Annotated in this window: 17 protein-coding genes; 12 read left to right on the top strand and 5 right to left on the bottom strand. The window is 68.4% G+C overall.

The window, feature by feature from the left end; all coding sequences use genetic code 11:
- From ND450_RS31610 to ND450_RS31620, 3 genes are all read left to right on the top strand, one after another.
- Entirely contained in the window at window positions 1–1,113 is a 1,113-nt protein-coding gene (locus ND450_RS31610) for a radical SAM protein (RefSeq protein WP_253322060.1), read from the top strand.
- Window positions 1,114–1,119: 6 nt separating this feature from the next.
- The gene (locus ND450_RS31615) at window positions 1,120–1,296 is read left to right on the top strand and encodes a hypothetical protein (protein WP_253322061.1); all 177 of its coding nucleotides are present in this window, start codon (window positions 1,120–1,122) and stop codon (window positions 1,294–1,296) included.
- Between the two features lie 108 nt (window positions 1,297–1,404).
- The gene (locus ND450_RS31620) at window positions 1,405–2,214 is read left to right on the top strand and encodes a phosphotransferase family protein (protein WP_253322062.1); all 810 of its coding nucleotides are present in this window, start codon (window positions 1,405–1,407) and stop codon (window positions 2,212–2,214) included.
- Window positions 2,215–2,355: 141 nt separating this feature from the next.
- Here the strand turns inward: ND450_RS31620 and ND450_RS31625 are convergent, their stop codons facing one another.
- The 3 genes from ND450_RS31625 to ND450_RS31635 form a co-directional block, all read right to left on the bottom strand.
- Window positions 2,356–4,089, bottom strand: coding sequence for an alpha/beta fold hydrolase (locus ND450_RS31625; protein ID WP_253322063.1), 1,734 nt, complete (start codon window positions 4,087–4,089; stop codon window positions 2,356–2,358).
- 183 nt (window positions 4,090–4,272) lie between these two features.
- Window positions 4,273–5,784, bottom strand: coding sequence for a M28 family metallopeptidase (locus ND450_RS31630; protein ID WP_253322064.1), 1,512 nt, complete (start codon window positions 5,782–5,784; stop codon window positions 4,273–4,275).
- A 78-nt stretch (window positions 5,785–5,862) separates the two neighbouring features.
- Window positions 5,863–6,495: a GNAT family N-acetyltransferase gene (locus ND450_RS31635; RefSeq protein ID WP_253322065.1), complete on the bottom strand. Its 633-nt coding sequence runs from the start codon at window positions 6,493–6,495 to the stop codon at window positions 5,863–5,865.
- A 45-nt stretch (window positions 6,496–6,540) separates the two neighbouring features.
- Between ND450_RS31635 and ND450_RS31640 the strand changes: the two genes are divergently transcribed.
- On the top strand, window positions 6,541–7,506 hold the full coding sequence (locus tag ND450_RS31640) for an NAD(P)H-quinone oxidoreductase (protein WP_253322066.1): 966 nt from the start codon (window positions 6,541–6,543) through the stop codon (window positions 7,504–7,506).
- On the opposite strand, the gene ND450_RS31645 is transcribed toward ND450_RS31640, so the two are convergent.
- Window positions 7,490–8,134, bottom strand: coding sequence for a class I SAM-dependent methyltransferase (locus tag ND450_RS31645; RefSeq protein ID WP_253322067.1), 645 nt, complete (start codon window positions 8,132–8,134; stop codon window positions 7,490–7,492). The genes ND450_RS31640 and ND450_RS31645 overlap by 17 nt on opposite strands.
- A gap of 19 nt (window positions 8,135–8,153) precedes the next feature.
- Window positions 8,154–9,353, bottom strand: a complete 1,200-nt coding sequence (locus ND450_RS31650; protein ID WP_089907815.1) for a cysteine desulfurase-like protein — start codon at window positions 9,351–9,353, stop codon at window positions 8,154–8,156.
- A gap of 91 nt (window positions 9,354–9,444) precedes the next feature.
- On the opposite strand from ND450_RS31650, the gene ND450_RS31655 reads away from it, so the two are divergent.
- The 8 genes from ND450_RS31655 to ND450_RS31690 all read left to right on the top strand — a co-directional run bounded on the left by ND450_RS31655 (window position 9,445) and on the right by ND450_RS31690 (window position 16,565).
- Window positions 9,445–9,921, top strand: coding sequence for a bacterial proteasome activator family protein (locus tag ND450_RS31655; RefSeq protein WP_371927452.1), 477 nt, complete (start codon window positions 9,445–9,447; stop codon window positions 9,919–9,921).
- Window positions 9,922–9,988: 67 nt separating this feature from the next.
- Window positions 9,989–10,840, top strand: a complete 852-nt coding sequence (locus ND450_RS31660; protein WP_253322068.1) for a class I SAM-dependent methyltransferase — start codon at window positions 9,989–9,991, stop codon at window positions 10,838–10,840.
- A 59-nt stretch (window positions 10,841–10,899) separates the two neighbouring features.
- The gene (locus tag ND450_RS31665; RefSeq protein WP_253322069.1) at window positions 10,900–11,811 is read left to right on the top strand and encodes an ABC transporter permease; all 912 of its coding nucleotides are present in this window, start codon (window positions 10,900–10,902) and stop codon (window positions 11,809–11,811) included.
- Window positions 11,812–11,827: 16 nt separating this feature from the next.
- A complete protein-coding gene (locus ND450_RS31670; RefSeq protein ID WP_253322070.1) occupies window positions 11,828–12,649 on the top strand; it encodes an ABC transporter ATP-binding protein in 822 nt (273 codons plus the stop codon).
- 3 nt (window positions 12,650–12,652) lie between these two features.
- Window positions 12,653–13,555: a glycosyltransferase gene (locus ND450_RS31675; protein ID WP_253322071.1), complete on the top strand. Its 903-nt coding sequence runs from the start codon at window positions 12,653–12,655 to the stop codon at window positions 13,553–13,555.
- 96 nt (window positions 13,556–13,651) lie between these two features.
- On the top strand, window positions 13,652–14,881 hold the full coding sequence (locus tag ND450_RS31680; protein WP_253322072.1) for an ABC transporter substrate-binding protein: 1,230 nt from the start codon (window positions 13,652–13,654) through the stop codon (window positions 14,879–14,881).
- A complete protein-coding gene (locus tag ND450_RS31685; protein WP_253322073.1) occupies window positions 14,878–15,756 on the top strand; it encodes a carbohydrate ABC transporter permease in 879 nt (292 codons plus the stop codon). The genes ND450_RS31680 and ND450_RS31685 overlap by 4 nt, the downstream gene beginning before the upstream one ends.
- Window positions 15,753–16,565: a carbohydrate ABC transporter permease gene (locus ND450_RS31690; RefSeq protein WP_253322074.1), complete on the top strand. Its 813-nt coding sequence runs from the start codon at window positions 15,753–15,755 to the stop codon at window positions 16,563–16,565. Before ND450_RS31685 ends, ND450_RS31690 begins: the two co-directional genes overlap by 4 nt.
- Window positions 16,566–16,664 lie beyond the last annotated feature (99 nt).

Genomic DNA, 16,664 nt, shown 5'->3' on the forward strand with positions numbered 1-16,664 from the left:
ATGCACGCGCTCATCGCAAGTCCGTTCCTGACTGACTACCTGGTGTTGAAGCCGGACGATCAGCGGGCGGTGAAGATCGGTTCTGCCAGGTTCGAGGAGTTACTCGCAGCGTCCGCACACACGGACAGCGCGTGTCCACGATGGCTTGTCGATGCAGCGCATCAGCGTTGGGGCATCGACATCACGGGCAGGTCGCTAGCCGATGCGGTGAAGATCCGAGAGCCGTCGCCGCACGGGTACGGCCGTGCTTCGTACGAGCTGAACCTCGGATGCAACTACGACTGCCCGCATTGCTACCTCGGGGTGAAGGAGTTCGAGGGGCTCGAATGGAGTGACCGCGAGCGGTTGCTGCACACAATCCGCGACGCCGGCGTGCTGTGGGTGCAACTCACCGGCGGTGAGCCAACTATCGACAAGTTGTTTCCGCAGGTCTACACGGTCGCATGGGATCTCGGCATGATGGTCACCATCTCGACGAACGGGTCGCGCCTACACGCGCGCCCGATGCTCGACCTGCTGACCAAGCGACGTCCGTACCGGATCACGGTCAGCGTCTACGGAGCCAGCACCGATGTATACGACGCGGTGACGGCGCGGCGCGGCTCACACAAGGCGTTCACGACGGGCATCGCAGCGGCACACGAGTATGGACTGCCGTTGCACTTCAACCTCGTGATCACAGAGCGGAACGAGCACGAACTCGCCGAGATGGAGGCGTTCGCGAAGGACCTCGGTGTCACCTACAACGTGTACTCGAACATCTCGCCCACGATCTACGGCGGCGCGGAAACGTTGCCGTCGCAGTCGCCCGATTTCCTGCGCGCCCGCAAGCCGTTCACGGGGTGCGGCGCCGGACACACGCACTTCCACGTTGACCCGCACGGCAAGGCGAGCATTTGCAAGGTTGGTCGCGACGCACAGTTCTCGCTCGTCGACCACGGCCTCGACGCCCTGCGCCAACTCGCCGGAGTCGCTGACTCGCTCATGGGACGTACCGGCGGCTGTTCCGGCTGCGCGCTGTCGGGCACCTGCTGGACCTGTCGCCCTCTGGCCAAGTTGTACCAGACGGCGAAGGCACCCCTTGAGCGCTACTGCCAGCACGGGGGGAGGTGATTACACATGTCCGTGGTGATGCTCGATCTGTTGCCGCCGTCAGCTGCTGTTGAAGTCGGCGGAACGCTTGAACAGTCGGAGCAGCCGATTGCCGCCGACGACGTCGAGATGGTCGACGACGTCGAGGTGCTCGGTGTCTACAACCGGTGCAACTGCGCTGCATCGGACGACAACCCGTACTGATCGGGTTGTCACCGAGCCAGGTGGCCGGACGCGCGTCGCGTCCGGCCACCTTTGTCGTATCAGCTAGCCTCGCCCCCGTTCACAGGCTGACGACGATGGTCGAGGAACATGCAAGAACGCATCGAGTGGGACAGCCTGACCGCCAGTTTGCGCAACGCGATCGGCGCACAGGTCGGGCAGATCACGGCGGCACGAACCCTGTCGCAGGGGATGAATTCGGCGCTCGCCGCAGTCCTGGACACTCCCGGTGGACGGGTGTTCGTCAAGGGCATCCGCACCGACCATGCTGGTGTCGTCGCGCAACAGCGCGAAGCGACGATCAACCCGCACGTGCAGCCGCTCGCCCCGGCGCTGCTGTGGCGGCTCGACGACGCCGACGGCTGGGACGTCTTGGCGTTCGAGTACATCTCCGGGCGCCCCCCTGATTACGCGCCAGGCTCGCCGGACCTCCCGGCCGTCTTGGCGGCTGTAGACACGCTGACGTCGCTTCCGGTGCCAGACCTGCCGTTGAAGGACGCGCGGAAGCGGTGGCGCGGATACCTCGACGACGCCGAGGCCGAGCTGCTCGGCGGTGAGACGTTGCTGCACACCGACTACAACCCGGACAACATCCTGATCACCCCTGATGGCACGCCCCGCATGATCGACTGGGCATGGCCGACTCGCGGCGCCGCGTGGATCGATCCGTGCTGCCTCGCCCTGCGGCTGATTGCCGCGGGGCACACCGCCGCACAGGCCGAGCACCTCGTGAGCCGCACGCGTGCATGGGCTTCTGCGCCTCGAACGGCGCTCGGCGTGTTCGCACGCGCCAACGTCGACATGTGGACCGACATCGCGACCAGCGACCCGCAGCCGTGGAAACAGCGCATGGCGGACGCCGCTCGCCAGTGGGCCGACGCACAACTGGCCTCGGTCTGACCCCGCAAACGATCAAATCTCTCCGCTTCCGAAGTTTGACCAGCACGAACAGGGGTTTTCTCACCAGACGGTGAGCAAGCCCCTGGTGTGTCCGGTCTCATGTAGACCGTCGAGCTTTGACACCTGCTTGCTGTTCGGCCTCTACGGGGTGATGTGCGGCGCCCCCGCCGGCGGTGCGTTGACGTCGCTGATCATCGCCCGCACCGACTCGCGCAGCGCGGGTAGCGGGGGTGCTGTCACGGTCGCCGCGGTGAGCGGTGAGGCCTTAACCGGACCCGGTACCGGGTGGACCTCGGTCTCGTTCGGCAACGGGAGGCCGGGGCACGTGAGGTGTCCGGGGCGGGAGTTGTGCAGCAGGAACACGGTCACCGCGCCGTCGACGCACGGGTTGCCCTCGAAGCCGTACTGGCCGTGGAACGGGCTGTCGGCCACCGACACCATGCTGACGCCGGGGGCCGCGCGCACCGCGGCCCTGGCCTGCTCGTAGCCGGTCTGCGGGTCCAGTTCGCCCTGCATGACCAGCACGCGGCCGGCCACCTCGGCGGGCAGTTGCGGGAGGGGCTGGCGCGGGGCGTCGGACCAGAAGGCGCACGGTTCGCTCAGGCCGTACTGCCAGCCGTAGAGCGGGTGCTGCGGGCCCTGCCGGTCGGACAGCCTCTGGTACCAGGCCGCCGAGCGGGTCTGCTGGTCGCCGCACGCCACGGCGTAGCGGGTCGCCGGGTAGCGCGCGTAGTCCGCCGGGTCGTCGGCGAGCGCCCGTGCCGCTGCCGCCGGGGTGAGCGATTCGAGCGGTGTGCCGAACACCGCACGTGCGGTGGCGTCCAGTTGTGGGGCCAGAGCCGATGGCGGCGTGGTCTCGCCGTTCGCGCCCCTCACGCCCAGCACGAACACCAGAGCGCCGAGCACCCATCGCAGCGGTGAGCCCATGCCCGTGAAGATCGCGTCGAACCGGTCGGGGCTGGTGCCCGCGCTCGCGTAGAAGCGGCGGGCGCGCTCCCAGTTCGCGGCGGCTTCGCCGGGCGTGGCGCCGACCTCCTCCGGGAACTGCCGCGTCATCCACGGCACGAACGAGTCGTCGAACATCCGCTGGTTGATCTGCGGCCACGCCTCGAACGAGGCCTGCAGGCGTCCCTGGAAGTCGGTGCTGGAGTCCAGCACCACCTTGCCCGCGCTGCGGGGGAAGAGCGAGGCGTACTTGGCGCCGAGCCACGTGCCGTAGGAGTAGCCCAGGTAGTCCAGCGCGGGCTCGCCGAGCAGGATCCGCACGAGCTCCATGTCGTGCGCGGTCTGCCACGTCGTGAGGTAGGGCGTGATCGCCTCGCTCTGGCACGCCTCCGCGATCGCTCGCGGCAGCTTCAGGTGCTCGGCGATGCTGTCGGCCGACCGGTCGCGCGCGTCGAGATCGGTGCGCTGCGACGGACGCCCGACGGGCACGTCGCACGTCTCGGGCAGCTGGTCCGGGGCGGTGCCGCCCTCCTGGCCGGTGCCGCGCGGGTCCATGCCGATCAGCGCGTACCGCTCGTGCAGTTGCGGCTGGAGAGCGGCGAGCGCACCGGGCAGGGACGTGCCCTGGCCGCCGGGGCCGCCGGGGTTGAGCAGCAGCGATCCGAGGTGCTCCCCGGACGCGGCGACCCTGCTGATGGAGACGAGCAGGTCCCGGCCCTCGTCCGGTGCCGCCCAGTCCCTGGGCACCTTCATCAGCGCGCACTCGCCGGGCACCGCGTCCGGTTGTGGGGCGAAGGTGCAGGGACCCCAGGCCAGTTCCTGTTCGGCGTAGCGGTAGAACGGGTCGGCGGAGGCGGTGGCCTGCACCGGTGTGAAGGCGAGGACGAGCGTGGTCACGAGAACGGGCACCACGGCGGTCGATCTGCGCACGGCGGTCCTTTCGCGGCAGGGATCGGGAAGACCTCATCCGACCAGTGCCGGGAAAGCGCTGTCCACGACAGCTCGTACTTTCGGCCAGGGCCGATTTTCGCCGCCGTCTCACTTCGTCGCCCGCACCACAGGCACAAGAGCGGCGGCGCTCCGGAGAGCACCGCCGCCCGTCAGATCACGCGACTACGAAGTCGCCGCGTGCGAGTGGTCGTGCTCCACAGCCGTCTTCGACAGCGTCGCCGCAGCACGGGCCTCAGCCCGCTTCGAACGTGGCGGCACCCCGTTGACGTCCTCAGTGGACACGCCGTAGGCGGCCGTCACGAAAGCGATCGCGCCGGCATTGCGCCCCAGCGCCACCCGGTCCACATTCCCGAGGTTGTCACAAGCAGCGTGGTAGCAGCGGTCGTAGGCGACGCCCGCCGTGCCGCCCCACTTGGCAGCCTGAGCCGCGGTCTTCACCCCTTCGGCGCCGGTGAACAGGCCGCCGGCCGGGATGCCCTGCGCGATGAACTCGCCGTAGTCCGAGCGGCCCGAGAAGTCCGTGCCCTCGGTCGGGACGCCCTTGGCGGCGAAGTAGTCGGCGAAGGCCTTTTCGATCTGGGCCGAGCCGTACGGGCCGGGGCCCGCGCCCACCGCGTCCGAGTCGTCGCCGTCGTAGATGAAGTAGGCGGCGTTCGGGGAGCCGACCATGTCGAAGTTCAGGTACAGGGCGATGTCCAGCTGCTGTTCGAACGTCAGCGAGCGGACCCATTCCTCGGAGCCGATGAGGCCTCGCTCTTCCGCGCCCCACCAGGCGAAGCGGACCGCGTTGTCGACCTTCGGGCGGGAGCCGAGTTGGAGGGCCGTTTCCAGCAGGGCGGCGGAGCCGGTGCCGTTGTCGTTGATGCCGGCGCCCAGTTCGACGCTGTCGAGGTGGGCGCCTGCCATGACCACGTTGTTCTTGCGGCCGGTGCGGGTCTCGGCGATGACGTTGCGCTGGGTGCGGGTCTCGGTGTGGAAGCGCATGTCGACGGTGGCGGTGGCGCCCGCCTTGCCGGCGAGGGTGGTGCCGTCGGCCTGGGAGATGCCGCCCGTCGGGATCTTGCCGGGGTTGGTCAGCGTCACGTTGGACAGCGGGCCCGCTGTGTTGTTCGAGACCAGGACGGCGATGGCGCCCGCGGCGAACGCGTTGAGGTGCTTCTGCTCGAACGTGCAGCCGCCTCGGCGGATCAGGGCCACCGAGCCGGTGAAGTCCTGGCCAGCGAAGTCGCTCGCCTCGCAGCCCGTGGTGGTGTCCTCGGGGACCACGCGCAGCGGGCCCGTGACGCCGCCCACCGGGGTCTGCGGTGAGGCGGTCATGACGATCGCCTGGTAGTTCACGCCGTCGACGCGTGCGGACTCGGCGTCGCTGACCGGGATTTCGAAGCTGAAGTTCGGCGTCGTGACCAGGAAGCCCTCGTCGCGGAGCTTGCCCGCCACGTAGTCGACGCTCGCGTCGTAGCCGGGCGTCAGCGCCGCGCGGTTGCCTCCGTTGCGGTCGGCGATGCGCTGGAACGCGATGAGGTGCCGGTTGACTCCCTCTACGGTCACCTTCTTCGCGAGCTTCTTGGCCAGTGCCGGTCCTGCGGGTTCCGCGGCGGCGGACGCCGTGGCGGTGGGGGCTGCGACTAGTGCCGAGATGGCAAGCACAGCCGCCAGCTTGGATCTGCCGGACATGAACGTTCCCCTTCGTTCGAGATTGCTGAACCCTCACAAAAAGGAGACGCAGCACACAATCCGTCGGTCGGCGGGAGTTCAGCTGGTGATCAGGTGAACACACTCCGCTAGCCCGGCGACCTCCACGTTCCAGTCCGGGCGCACGAAGTCGGGCTCGTCGAGGCGCAATCGCACGTGCTCAAGGCGTTCTCCGCGCGGTGCGGCGGCCATCGTGCCGTCGTGGACGTAGCCGAGCTTGGCGCTGACGCGGTTCGACGCGTGGTTTCCCTGCCAAGCCGCCGAACGAGCGATGCGCGCGCCCAGGTGGTCGAACGCGAACTGCAGCGCGGCCACGCGCATCTCCGTGCCGAAACCGTTGCCGTGGAACTCCTTGCCGAGCCACGAGCCGGTGGTCACCTCACGCAGCGCGCCGAACTTCTGCGCGTTGACCTCCTGCACGCCGATGACCCGGCCCTCGTGCCGCACGAGGAAGCAGATCGCCCAGTCCTCCACCTCGAACCGGGCGCGCACGCCCCAGAAGTGCTGGAGCATGCTGCGGCCGCCGTCCTCCGGGAGACGGTCGGTCCACGCCACGTTGAACGGCATCTCGTCCGGGTCGTGCACGCCCGCCAGCGCCACGTCGACGAGCTCGAGAAGACCGGCGTCGTCGTCCGGGCGCAGTTCCAGGCGCGGGGTGCGGAGAACGAGGTGTCGCAGAGGCCAGGCGTCCATGATCCGATGGTGCCGGACCTGTCGAACGGTATTACGGTCGACTGCATGCGTGCCATCACTGTTCGCGAACCCGGCGGTCCGGACGTGCTCGAGTGGACCGAGGTGCAGGACCCCTCGCCCGGCAAGGGCGAGGTGTTGATCGACGTCGCGGCGAGTGCGGTCAACCGCGCGGACCTGTTGCAGCGCCAGGGCTTGTACCCGCCGCCCAAGGGCGCGTCGGAGATCATCGGGCTGGAGTGCTCCGGCACGATCGCCGAGATCGGTGAGGGCGTCACCGGCTGGAACGTCGGCGACGAGGTGTGCGCGCTGCTGGCCGGTGGTGGCTACGCGGAGAAGGTCGTCGTGCCCGCGCCACAGCTCCTGCCGGTGCCGAAGGGCGTCGACCTCGTCACGGCCGCCTCACTGCCCGAGGTCGCGTGCACGGTGTGGTCGAACGTCGTGATGGACGGCCGCCTCAAGCTCGGTGAGACGTTCCTCGTGCACGGCGGCGCGGGCGGCATCGGCACGCACGCCATCCAGGTCGCCAAGGCGCTCGGCGCGACCGTCGCCGTCACGGCGGGATCGGACGAACGCCTCCAGAAGTGCGCCGAGCTCGGCGCCGACATCACGGTCAACTACAAGACCCAGGACTTCGTCGCCGAGGTGAAGCAGGCCGACGTCGTCCTCGACAACATGGGCGCCTCCTACCTGCCGCGCAACGTCGACGTGCTCGCGCCCGACGGCCGGTTGATGATCATCGGCATGCAGGGCGGTGTGAAGGGCGAGCTGCCGATCGGCAAGCTGCTCGCCAAGCGCGCGTCGGTGATGGGGACCGGCCTGCGCGGCCGCAGCGTCGAGAACAAGGGCGCGATCGTGGCCCAGGTCCGCGAGCACCTGTGGCCGCTGGTCGAGAGCGGCGCGGTGAAGCCCGTCGTCGGTCAGGTCGTGCCGATGTCGGACGCCGCGGAAGCCCACCGGCTGCTGGAGTCCAGCACGGTCTTCGGCAAGGTGCTGCTCAAGCGGGAACGGTAGAGGTCGCCATCGAGGTCCGGGGAGCCGTGTGGAACTCCAGCCCGAACTCCTCGGACCACCGCGTCAGCACGGCGGCCTCGTCCGGCCGGTCCGCGTCGTCGGCCAGCACGGTCGCCCCCGGCGCCAGCACGGCGCGCAGCACGGGCAACGCCGGGTAGCGCGAGTCGCCGGACCCCGGCCCGTCCACGAGCAGCAGGTCCACCAGGCCGAACCGCTCGACGTACGCGAGCACCTCGTCGTGCACCTGCTGCGGCGCGTACCACTGGCCGTGCCGCGACAACGCCGCCGGATGCCTCGACAACGGCGCGTGCACGACGCGGGCCACCGAGCCAAGACCTTCACGACGTAGTTGTGAGGCAACGAAAGCAGCCGTGCGCTCGTCGTGCTCGATCGACAACAGGTGACCGAAACCGCGTTGCTGCAACAACCGTGCCAAGAGGACGGAGGACGAGCCGCAGCCGAGTTCCACCAGGACGGTCCGGGCGCCGAGCACGACCTCGTCCATCACCGCCACGAGTGCCGCCGGCCTGAGGTCGCCGGAGAGCCGCGGCAGGTACTCGGTGTTCAACGAGCCGATGCGCTGCAGGGCGGAGAGGTCAGCGAGCTCGCGAGCCAGCGAGTCGTCCAAGCGTGCTCTCCCGAATCCCTCAGCCCAGTTCGGCCACCGCCCGCACCAGGTCGTCCATCTCGACTGCGTTCGTGTAGTGCGCGAGCCCGATGCGGATGGCGCCGCCGATCTCGCCGACGCCCAGCACCGAGAACACCCCGTGCTGGCCCGGATCGGCGAACGCGCAGACGCCCCGCGACGCGAGGTGCTCGACGCCGTCCTCCGCCTTGACCCCGGCGATCGAGAACGCCAGCGCGGGCACTCTCCGCATCGCGTCGCCGATCACCATCACGTGCCGCAGCGAACGCAGTTCGTTGATCAGGTTAGCGAGCAGCCCCGCCTGGTACGCCTTCACCGATCCGAGCGACGTGAGCAGCCGCTCCCGGCGCGTGCCCGAGGCCGCGTCGTCGAGGTCCGCGAGGTACTCAACCGACGCAACGAGCCCGGCGAGCATCGGATACGCGTGCGGGCCGAGCTCCAGGCGCTCCGGGCCGCGCGCCATCGGGTCGACCGAGACCGACGGCAGCCGCTCCAGCACCGACGGGTCGCGGAACACCAGTGCACCGACCGGCGGACCGCCCCACTGACCGGCGGACAACGCCACGACGTCGGCGCCCATGGCAACGATGTCCAGCGGCACGAACGGGGCCGCGGACGAGGCGTCGACCACCATCAGCGAGCCGTGCGCGCGGGCCACCGCGGAGATCTTGGCCAGGTCGGGACGGGTGCCGACCACGCCGGACGCCGCCGTGATGGCGATGAGCTTGGTGCGGTCGGTGACCAGCTCGTCGAACTGCCAGCTCGGCAGCTCGCAGGTCTCGATGTCGATTTCCGCCCACTTGACCGCACTGCCGGTGCGCTGTGTCGCCCGCAGCCACGGCGCGATGTTCGCGGGGTGGTCCAACCGGGAAACCAGGACCTCGTCGCCCATGAACCAGTCGTCGGTCATGGCGTCGGCGAGGCGTTGCAACATCACAGCGGAGGAAGGACCGAGCACGACGCCGGCGGGATCGCCTCCGACGAGGTCCGCGACGGCCCTGCGGGCGGCGTCCACGATGCCCTGGGCCCTCTGGGACGCGGGGAAGATGCCTCCCGGTCCGGACACGGGGGCGCGCAGCGCGGTGGAGACGGCGGTGGCGACCTGTTCGGGCACCTGCATGCCGGCGGGTGCGTCGAGGTGTACCCAGCCGTCGCCGAGCGCGGGGAAGAGCCCTCGTACCCGTGCGACGTCGAACGCCATGACACACACCGTACGTATGCGAGCAAACACCGCGACGACCAGCCCCACCCCGATAAGTTTCGAAAACGTGAATGGCGCGAGGATGGACACCATGAACCAGGAGCAGCCCGTCGTAATCGTCGGCGGCCAGGACGGCGACATCGCCGACCTCGTCGAACAGCCGGCCAAGGTCATGCGGATCGGCACGATGATCAAGCAGCTCCTGGAGGAGGTGCGGGCCGCTCCCCTGGACGAGGCCAGCCGCAACCGCCTCAAGGAGATCCACAAGCGGTCGATCGAGGAGCTCGAGGACGGCCTGGCGCCCGAGCTGCGCGAGGAGCTGGAGCGGCTGTCGCTGCCGTTCACCGAGGAAGGCACCCCGTCCGACGCCGAGTTGCGGATCGCGCAGGCCCAGCTGGTCGGCTGGCTGGAGGGCCTCTTCCACGGCATCCAGACGGCGCTGTTCGCCCAGCAGATGGCGGCCCGCGCCCAGTTGGAGCAGATGCGCGGCCGTGCGCTGCCCGCGGGTAGCGGCGCCGAGGGCACGGAGGGCGGCATCACGGGCAAGGGCACCGGTCAGTACCTCTGACGACCTCTAGCGACGATGCCCGGAAGCGGCTCTACTATGCGCTGAACTTCCTGGGAGAGGAGCCATCGTGCTCGAGCAGGTGCGCCGCGCCCTGTCGGCGAAGCAACTGCGCCACAAGCTGCGGGTGAAGGCGATCGAGATCGTGGCGGACGCCGTCGCTCCGATCCGCGCGCAGGTCGACGACTTGCAACGCCAGGTGGACGACCTGGGCCGGCAGGTGCGCGACGAGATCCGCCACCAGGGTGACCGGTCCGTCGACCAGACCCGTCAGCTGGAGATCCGCACCCGCCGCGACCTGGTGTTCGCGGGTGAGCAGGAGGCCGCGCTGCAGAGCGCGAACTTCGTGCGCGACCACATGCCGCACGCGCCTCAGTTCGGTCACCCGCACGAGACGCTCGAACACGCGCTGTCGCTCGCCCCCGCGGGCGGGCTCGCGCTGGAGTTCGGCGTCTACCAGGGCACCACGCTGAAGATCATCGCGACCGCGCGCGAGGGTGAGGGCGTCTTCGGCTTCGACTCGTTCGAGGGCCTGCCGGAGAACTGGCGCAACGGCTTCCCCGCCGGCGCGTTCAACGTCGACGGCCTGCCCGAGGTGCCGGGTGCCGAGCTCGTCGTGGGCTGGTTCGACGAGGTGCTGCCGGGCTTCCTGGCGGAACACGAGGGGCCGGTGACGTTCCTGCACGTCGACTGCGACCTCTACTCGTCGACGAAGACCGTGCTGGAGCTGGTCGGTCCGCGCCTGGTCGAGGGCAGCGTCGTCCACTTCGACGAGTACTTCAACTTCCCGGGCTGGATGGACCACGAGCACAAGGCGTGGACCGAGTACGTCGAGCAGACCGGCATCGAGTTCAGCTACGAAGCGTTCACGTTCGACAACGAGCAGGTCACCATGCGGGTGACCAAGATCCCCGCCCGTTGACCACTCCGTGACGTACCGGCGTCCAGGTCGGTGAACGGACGCCGGTACGCTCAGTCCTCGTGCAAGCCACCAGTACCCTCGAGCACCCCGAGGCGCCGCCTGCAGTCAAGTCGCGCAGCTTCAAGCGCGCGTTCGCCGACGTGCGGGAGGCGTGGGACCACCGCGAGCTGTGGGGTCACCTCGGCTGGCAGGACATCAAGCAGCGCTACCGCCGCTCGGTCATCGGCCCGTTGTGGATCACGATCTCCATGGGCACCACGGCCCTCGCGCTCGGCCTGCTGTACTCGGTGCTGTTCAAGACCGACGTCGCGACGTTCCTGCCGTACGTGACGGTCGGCTTCATCATCTGGAACTTCATCGTCGGCTGCGTGACCGAGGGCACCGACGTGTTCATCGCGAACGAGGGGCTCATCAAGCACCTCCCCGCACCGATCTCGGTGCACGTGATGCGCATGGTGTGGCGGCAGGTGCTGTTCTTCCTGCACAACCTCGTGGTCTACGTGGTCGTGCTGGCCATCTTCTTCACGTCGCTGAACCACGAGTACCGCATCAGTGAGAACGGGCCTGTCCACCCCGGCCTGAGCTGGACCATCGTGCTCGCGATCCCCGGCTTCGTCCTCCTCGCGGTCAACGCGGTGTGGATCTCGCTGCTGTTCGGCGTCATCAGCACCCGCTTCCGCGACATCCCGCCGGTCGTGAACAGCTTCATCAACCTGGTCTTCTTCATGACGCCGATCGTCTGGGACGCCGGTGTGCTCCAGAGGGTGGCGGGTGGCGACTCCCAGTGGCGCGTGCTCATCGCCGAGCTCAACCCCGTCTTCCACTTCGTGGAGATCGTCAGGGCGCCTCTGCTCGGCCACGCGGTCGACTGGCACCACTGGGCGATCGTCGGTGGCTTCACCGTCGTCGGCTGGTTCGCCGCGCTGGTGATCCTGCGCAACTACCGCGCCCGCGTTTCCTACTGGGTCTGAGGAGGTCGGCCACACCATGGTCAGCATCGACGTCTGGAACGCATCCGTTGACTTCCCGATCTTCGACGCCAAGTCGAGGTCGCTGAAGAAGCTCGCGCTCGGCAAGGTCGGCGGCAAGATCGGCTCGGAAGGCCGCGTGCCGATCATCGAGGCGCTGCACGACATCACGCTGTCGCTCAAGGACGGCGCGCGTGTCGGCCTCGTCGGCCACAACGGCGCCGGCAAGTCCACGCTGCTGCGCCTGCTCGCGGGCATCTACGAGCCGACGCGCGGCCAGTCGCGCATCGTCGGCAAGGTGGCGCCGGTCTTCGACCTCGGCGTCGGCATGGACCCGGAGATCTCCGGGTACGAGAACATCATGATCCGCGGCCTGTTTCTCGGCATGAGCCGCAAGCAGATGGAAAAGCGCGTCGACGACATCTCGGAGTTCACCGAGCTCGGCGACTACCTGCAGATGCCGCTGCGCACGTACTCGACCGGCATGCGCGTGCGGCTCGCGCTCGGCGTGGTCACCTCGATCGACCCCGAGATCCTGCTGCTGGACGAGGGCATCGGCGCGGTCGACGCGGCGTTCATGGCGAAGGCGCGCGAACGGCTCAAGGACCTGGTGGCCCGCTCCGGCCTGCTGGTGTTCGCGAACCACTCCGACGAGACGCTGCTGGACTTCTGCGACAGCGCGATCTGGATGGACGAGGGCCGTGTCAAGATGCACGGCGGCCTTCGCGAGGTGCTCACCGAGTACAAGGGCTTCGACCCGTTCGACCGTATGAGCAACGAGCAGCTGGAAAGGCTCGGCTACACCTCCTCCCCCGTCCTCAGCGGAAACGGCGGCGAATAGACAGTGAACTCCGAGGCACTGCCCAAGGGCTCCGTGGTCGCGGTGGTGGTCACCCGCCACCGCAGGGAGCTGCTGGCCGAGTCGCTGAAGGCGCTCGCCACCCAGACGCGCGTTCCCGACCACCTGGTCGTCGTCGACAACGGTCCCGACCAGCCGGTCGACGACCTGGTCGAGCAGTGCCCGCTCCCCACGACCTACCTGCCGTCGCACCGCAACCTCGGTGGCGCGGGCGGTTTCGCGCTCGGCATCCTGCACGCGCTCTCGCTGGGTGCGGACTGGGTGTGGCTCGCGGACGACGACGGCCGCCCGGCCGACGAGAACGTGCTGGCCGTGCTGCTGGAGGAGGCGGAGCGCCGCAACCTCGCCGAGATCTCCCCGGTCGTCACGAACATCGAGAACCCGGACAAGCTCGCGTTCCCGATGCGCCGCGGCCTCACGTGGAAGCGCTCCGCGGCCGACCTCGGCACCGACTTCCTGCCGGGCATCGCCTCGCTGTTCAACGGCGCGCTGTTCCGCGCCACGACGCTCGACGTGGTCGGCGTGCCGGACTACCGCCTGTTCTTCCGCGGTGACGAGGTGGAGGTCCACCGCCGGCTGGTGCGCAGCGGGCTGCCGTTCGGCACCTCGCTGAAGGTCGCCTACGTCCACCCGGACGGCTCGGACGAGTTCAAGCCGATGCTCGGTGGCCGGTTCCACGCGCAGGACCCCGAGAACCAGATCAAGCGCTACTACACCTACCGCAACCGCGGTTACCTGCTCTCGCAGCCGGGCATGCGCAAGCTGGGTGCGCTGGAGGTCTTCCGGTTCGGCCTGTACTTCCTGGGCGTGAAGCGGGACCCGAAGGCGTTCGTCGAGTGGATCAAGCTCGTGCGCCAGGGCCAGCGGGAGCGCTTCTTCCGCAAGTGAGCTCCGTTCGAAGGGCGGGATCGTCGTCGATCCCGCCCTTTGGCGACTTCGGGTAACCGCTCGCGCACCCGTCGTGATCGGAGTAAGACGGGATGAGTGATTTCCCGACGCAGACTCCTTTCCCTGGCCGGTGCGAGCGCTCTGCTGGCGGCGTGTGGCTCGAACACCGGCCGCGGCGGCAGCGACCAGGCCCTCAAGCAGTGGTACCACGCGTACGGCGAGCCCGGCGTCCAGCAGGCGGTGGAGCGCTACGCCAAGTCGTTCACGAAGACGCCGGTCGACGTGCAGTGGAACCCCGGCGACTACGACTCGAAGCTCGCGACGAGCCTGCTGTCCGACGGCGGGCCGGACGTCTTCGAGTCCACCCCGCAGATCAGCTCGGTCCGGGCGGGCCAGCTCGTGCCGCTCGACGACGTCTTCGGTGACGCGCGCGGCGACTTCACCGAGTCGATCCTCGCCACCCACACCGTGGACGGGAAGGTCTACGGCGTCCCGCAAGCCGTGGACATGCAGATGCTGTTCTACCGCAAGAGCCTCTTCGAGAAGGCCGGCGTGCAGCCGCCGTCCACTGTGGACGAGCTGATCGACGCGTCGAAGCGGCTGACCCGCGACGGCGTGAAGGGGCTCTTCGCCGGTAACGACGGTGGCGGCGGTGTGCTGGCCGGGCCCGCGCTGTGGTCGGCGGGGCTCGACTACGTGCGTGACCACCAGGTCGGGTTCGACGATCCCGTTGCGGCGCAGGCGATCGGCAAGCTGCGCGAGCTCTACTCGAGCGGCAGCCTGCTGCTCGGCGCGGTGAAGGACTGGGCGGAGCCGGACGCGTTCACGCAGGGGCTCGTCGCCATGCAGTGGACCGGCCTGTGGGCCGTGCCCGCGGTGCAGAAGGCGCTGGGTGACGACTTCGGCGTGCTGCCGTTCCCGAAGCTTTCGGCTGATGGCAGGGCGAGCGTGCCGGTCGGGGCGTTCGGCGCGATGGTGAACGCCAAGTCGAAGCGGATCGACGAGGCCAAGGAGCTCGTTCGCTTCCTGTGGATCGAGCGCACGGACTACCAGGAGGACTTCAACCTGAGCTACGGCTTCCACATCCCGCCGCGCAAGAGCATCTCGGAGAAGGCGTCGAAGCTGACCACGGGTGCGGCGGCGGACGCTGTGAGGTTCGTGCGGGACAACGCGAAGGCGTCCAACCCGCCGGACTGGACCTCGGTGATGCGCACGGCGTTCAACGACGCCGTGTCGCGCGTGGTGCGGGACGGCGCCCCGGCCGACGCCGAGGTCAAGGCCGCCGCGGGCAAGGTTCGTGACGAGTTGAAGCGCCTGTACGGATGAGGCACGGACGCGCGTTCTGGTTGTTCGTCGGACCGTTCGCGGCGGGCCTGCTCGTGTTCGTGTACGTGCCGATCGGGTGGAGCCTGCTGCTGTCGTTCTTCGACGCCCGCAACACGGTGACGCCCTCGGAGTTCGTCGGGCTGCGCAACTACGCCGACATGCTGACGGACGCGCCTTTTCTCAGGAGCCTCGGCACGTTCAGCCTGTTCGCGGTGTTCATCGTGCCGCTGACGTTCGTGCTGGCGTTGGCGTTGGCACTGCTGGTCAACCAGATCAGCTTCATGAAGGCGTTCTTCCGCTCGGTGTTCTTCCTGCCGACCGCGTGCTCGTACGTCGTGGCGTCGCTGGTGTGGAAGCTGTCGATCTTCAACGGCGTGCGCTTCGGCCTCGCGAACACGGTCCTGGGCTGGTTCGGCGCCGAGCCGGTCGCGTGGACGGTGTCGACCTCGCCGCCCTGGTACTGGCTGGTGCTCGTGACGTTGCGGCTGTGGCTGCAGCTCGGCTTCTACCTGATCCTGTTCCTCGCGGGCCTGCAACGGATCCCGCAGCACCTCTACGAGGCCGCCTGGATCGACGGGGCTTCGCGGGGCTGGCAGACCCTGCGGTACATCACGCTGCCGCAGCTGCGCACGACGTCGGTCGCCGTGCTGCTGTTGCTGCTCATCGCGGCCTACCAGGCGTTCGACGAGTTCTACAACGTACTGGGCACCGACCGCGGCTACCCACCGTTCGCCCGCCCGCCGTTGATCTACCTCTACTACACGGCTCTGGGCTCCGGTGGGCAGGACTTCGGGCACGGCAGCGCGGGCGCGGTGATCCTGACGTTGCTGATCGCGGGTGTGACGTTGTTGCAGGGCAAGGTGATCACGCGATGAAGGTCGTGCGCTATCTCGCCCTGTCGGTGGCCGCCGTGCTGTTCCTGGTGCCGTTCTACCTGGTGCTGCGCAACGGTTTGGCGACCGAGCAGGAGATCACCGCGCCGTCGTGGACGTTCTGGCCGCAGGAGGTCCGGTGGGAGAACTTCGCTTTGCTGTTCAGCAACCCGGCGGTGCCGATGGTGCGCAGCATGGTGAATTCGACCGTCGTGGCTGTTCTGCAGACCTTCGGTCAGTTGTTCTTGTGCGGACTGGCGGGATATGGGCTCGCGCGGATTCCGTACCGGTACTCGAATGTCGTGTTGTACCTGGTGATCGCGACGCTGATGATCCCGGCGGCTGTGACGTTCGTGCCGACGTTCGTGGTCGTGTCGACGCTGGGGTGGGTGTCCGATCTGCGCGGGCTGGTGATCCCCGGGCTGTTCAGCGGGTTCACGACGTTCCTGTTCCGGCAGTACTTCCTGAACTTCCCGCGGGAGTTGGAGGAGGCGGCTCGGATCGACGGGCTGGGGTATTGGGGGACCTATTGGCGGGTTGTCGTGCCGAACTCGAAGGGGTTCTTCGCGGCGCTCGGGGTGATCGCTTTTGTGACCAGTTGGAACCAGTTCCTGTGGCCGTTGGTGATCGCGCAGGATCAGGACTCCTGGACGGTGCAGGTAGCGTTGTCGACGTTCCTGACCTCGCAGTCGATCGAGGTTTCGCAGTTGTTCTTGGCTGCGGCTGTGTCGATTGCGCCGCTGGTGGTGGTGTTCGTCGGGCTGCAACGGTTCCTGGTGCGCGGGGTGACGGAGACGGGCATCAAGGAGTGAACGCATCGCATCTCCACTGCCCGTTGTTACCGGAAATTCGAAGAATGGCCCATCCGAGGGATGTGGGTAACGAGTTATTGGTGTTGTGCGACAGGCGGA

The organism is Lentzea sp. HUAS12, from assembly GCF_024125735.1.
In the GTDB taxonomy this organism is placed as follows: Bacteria; Actinomycetota; Actinomycetes; order Mycobacteriales; family Pseudonocardiaceae; genus Lentzea; species Lentzea albida.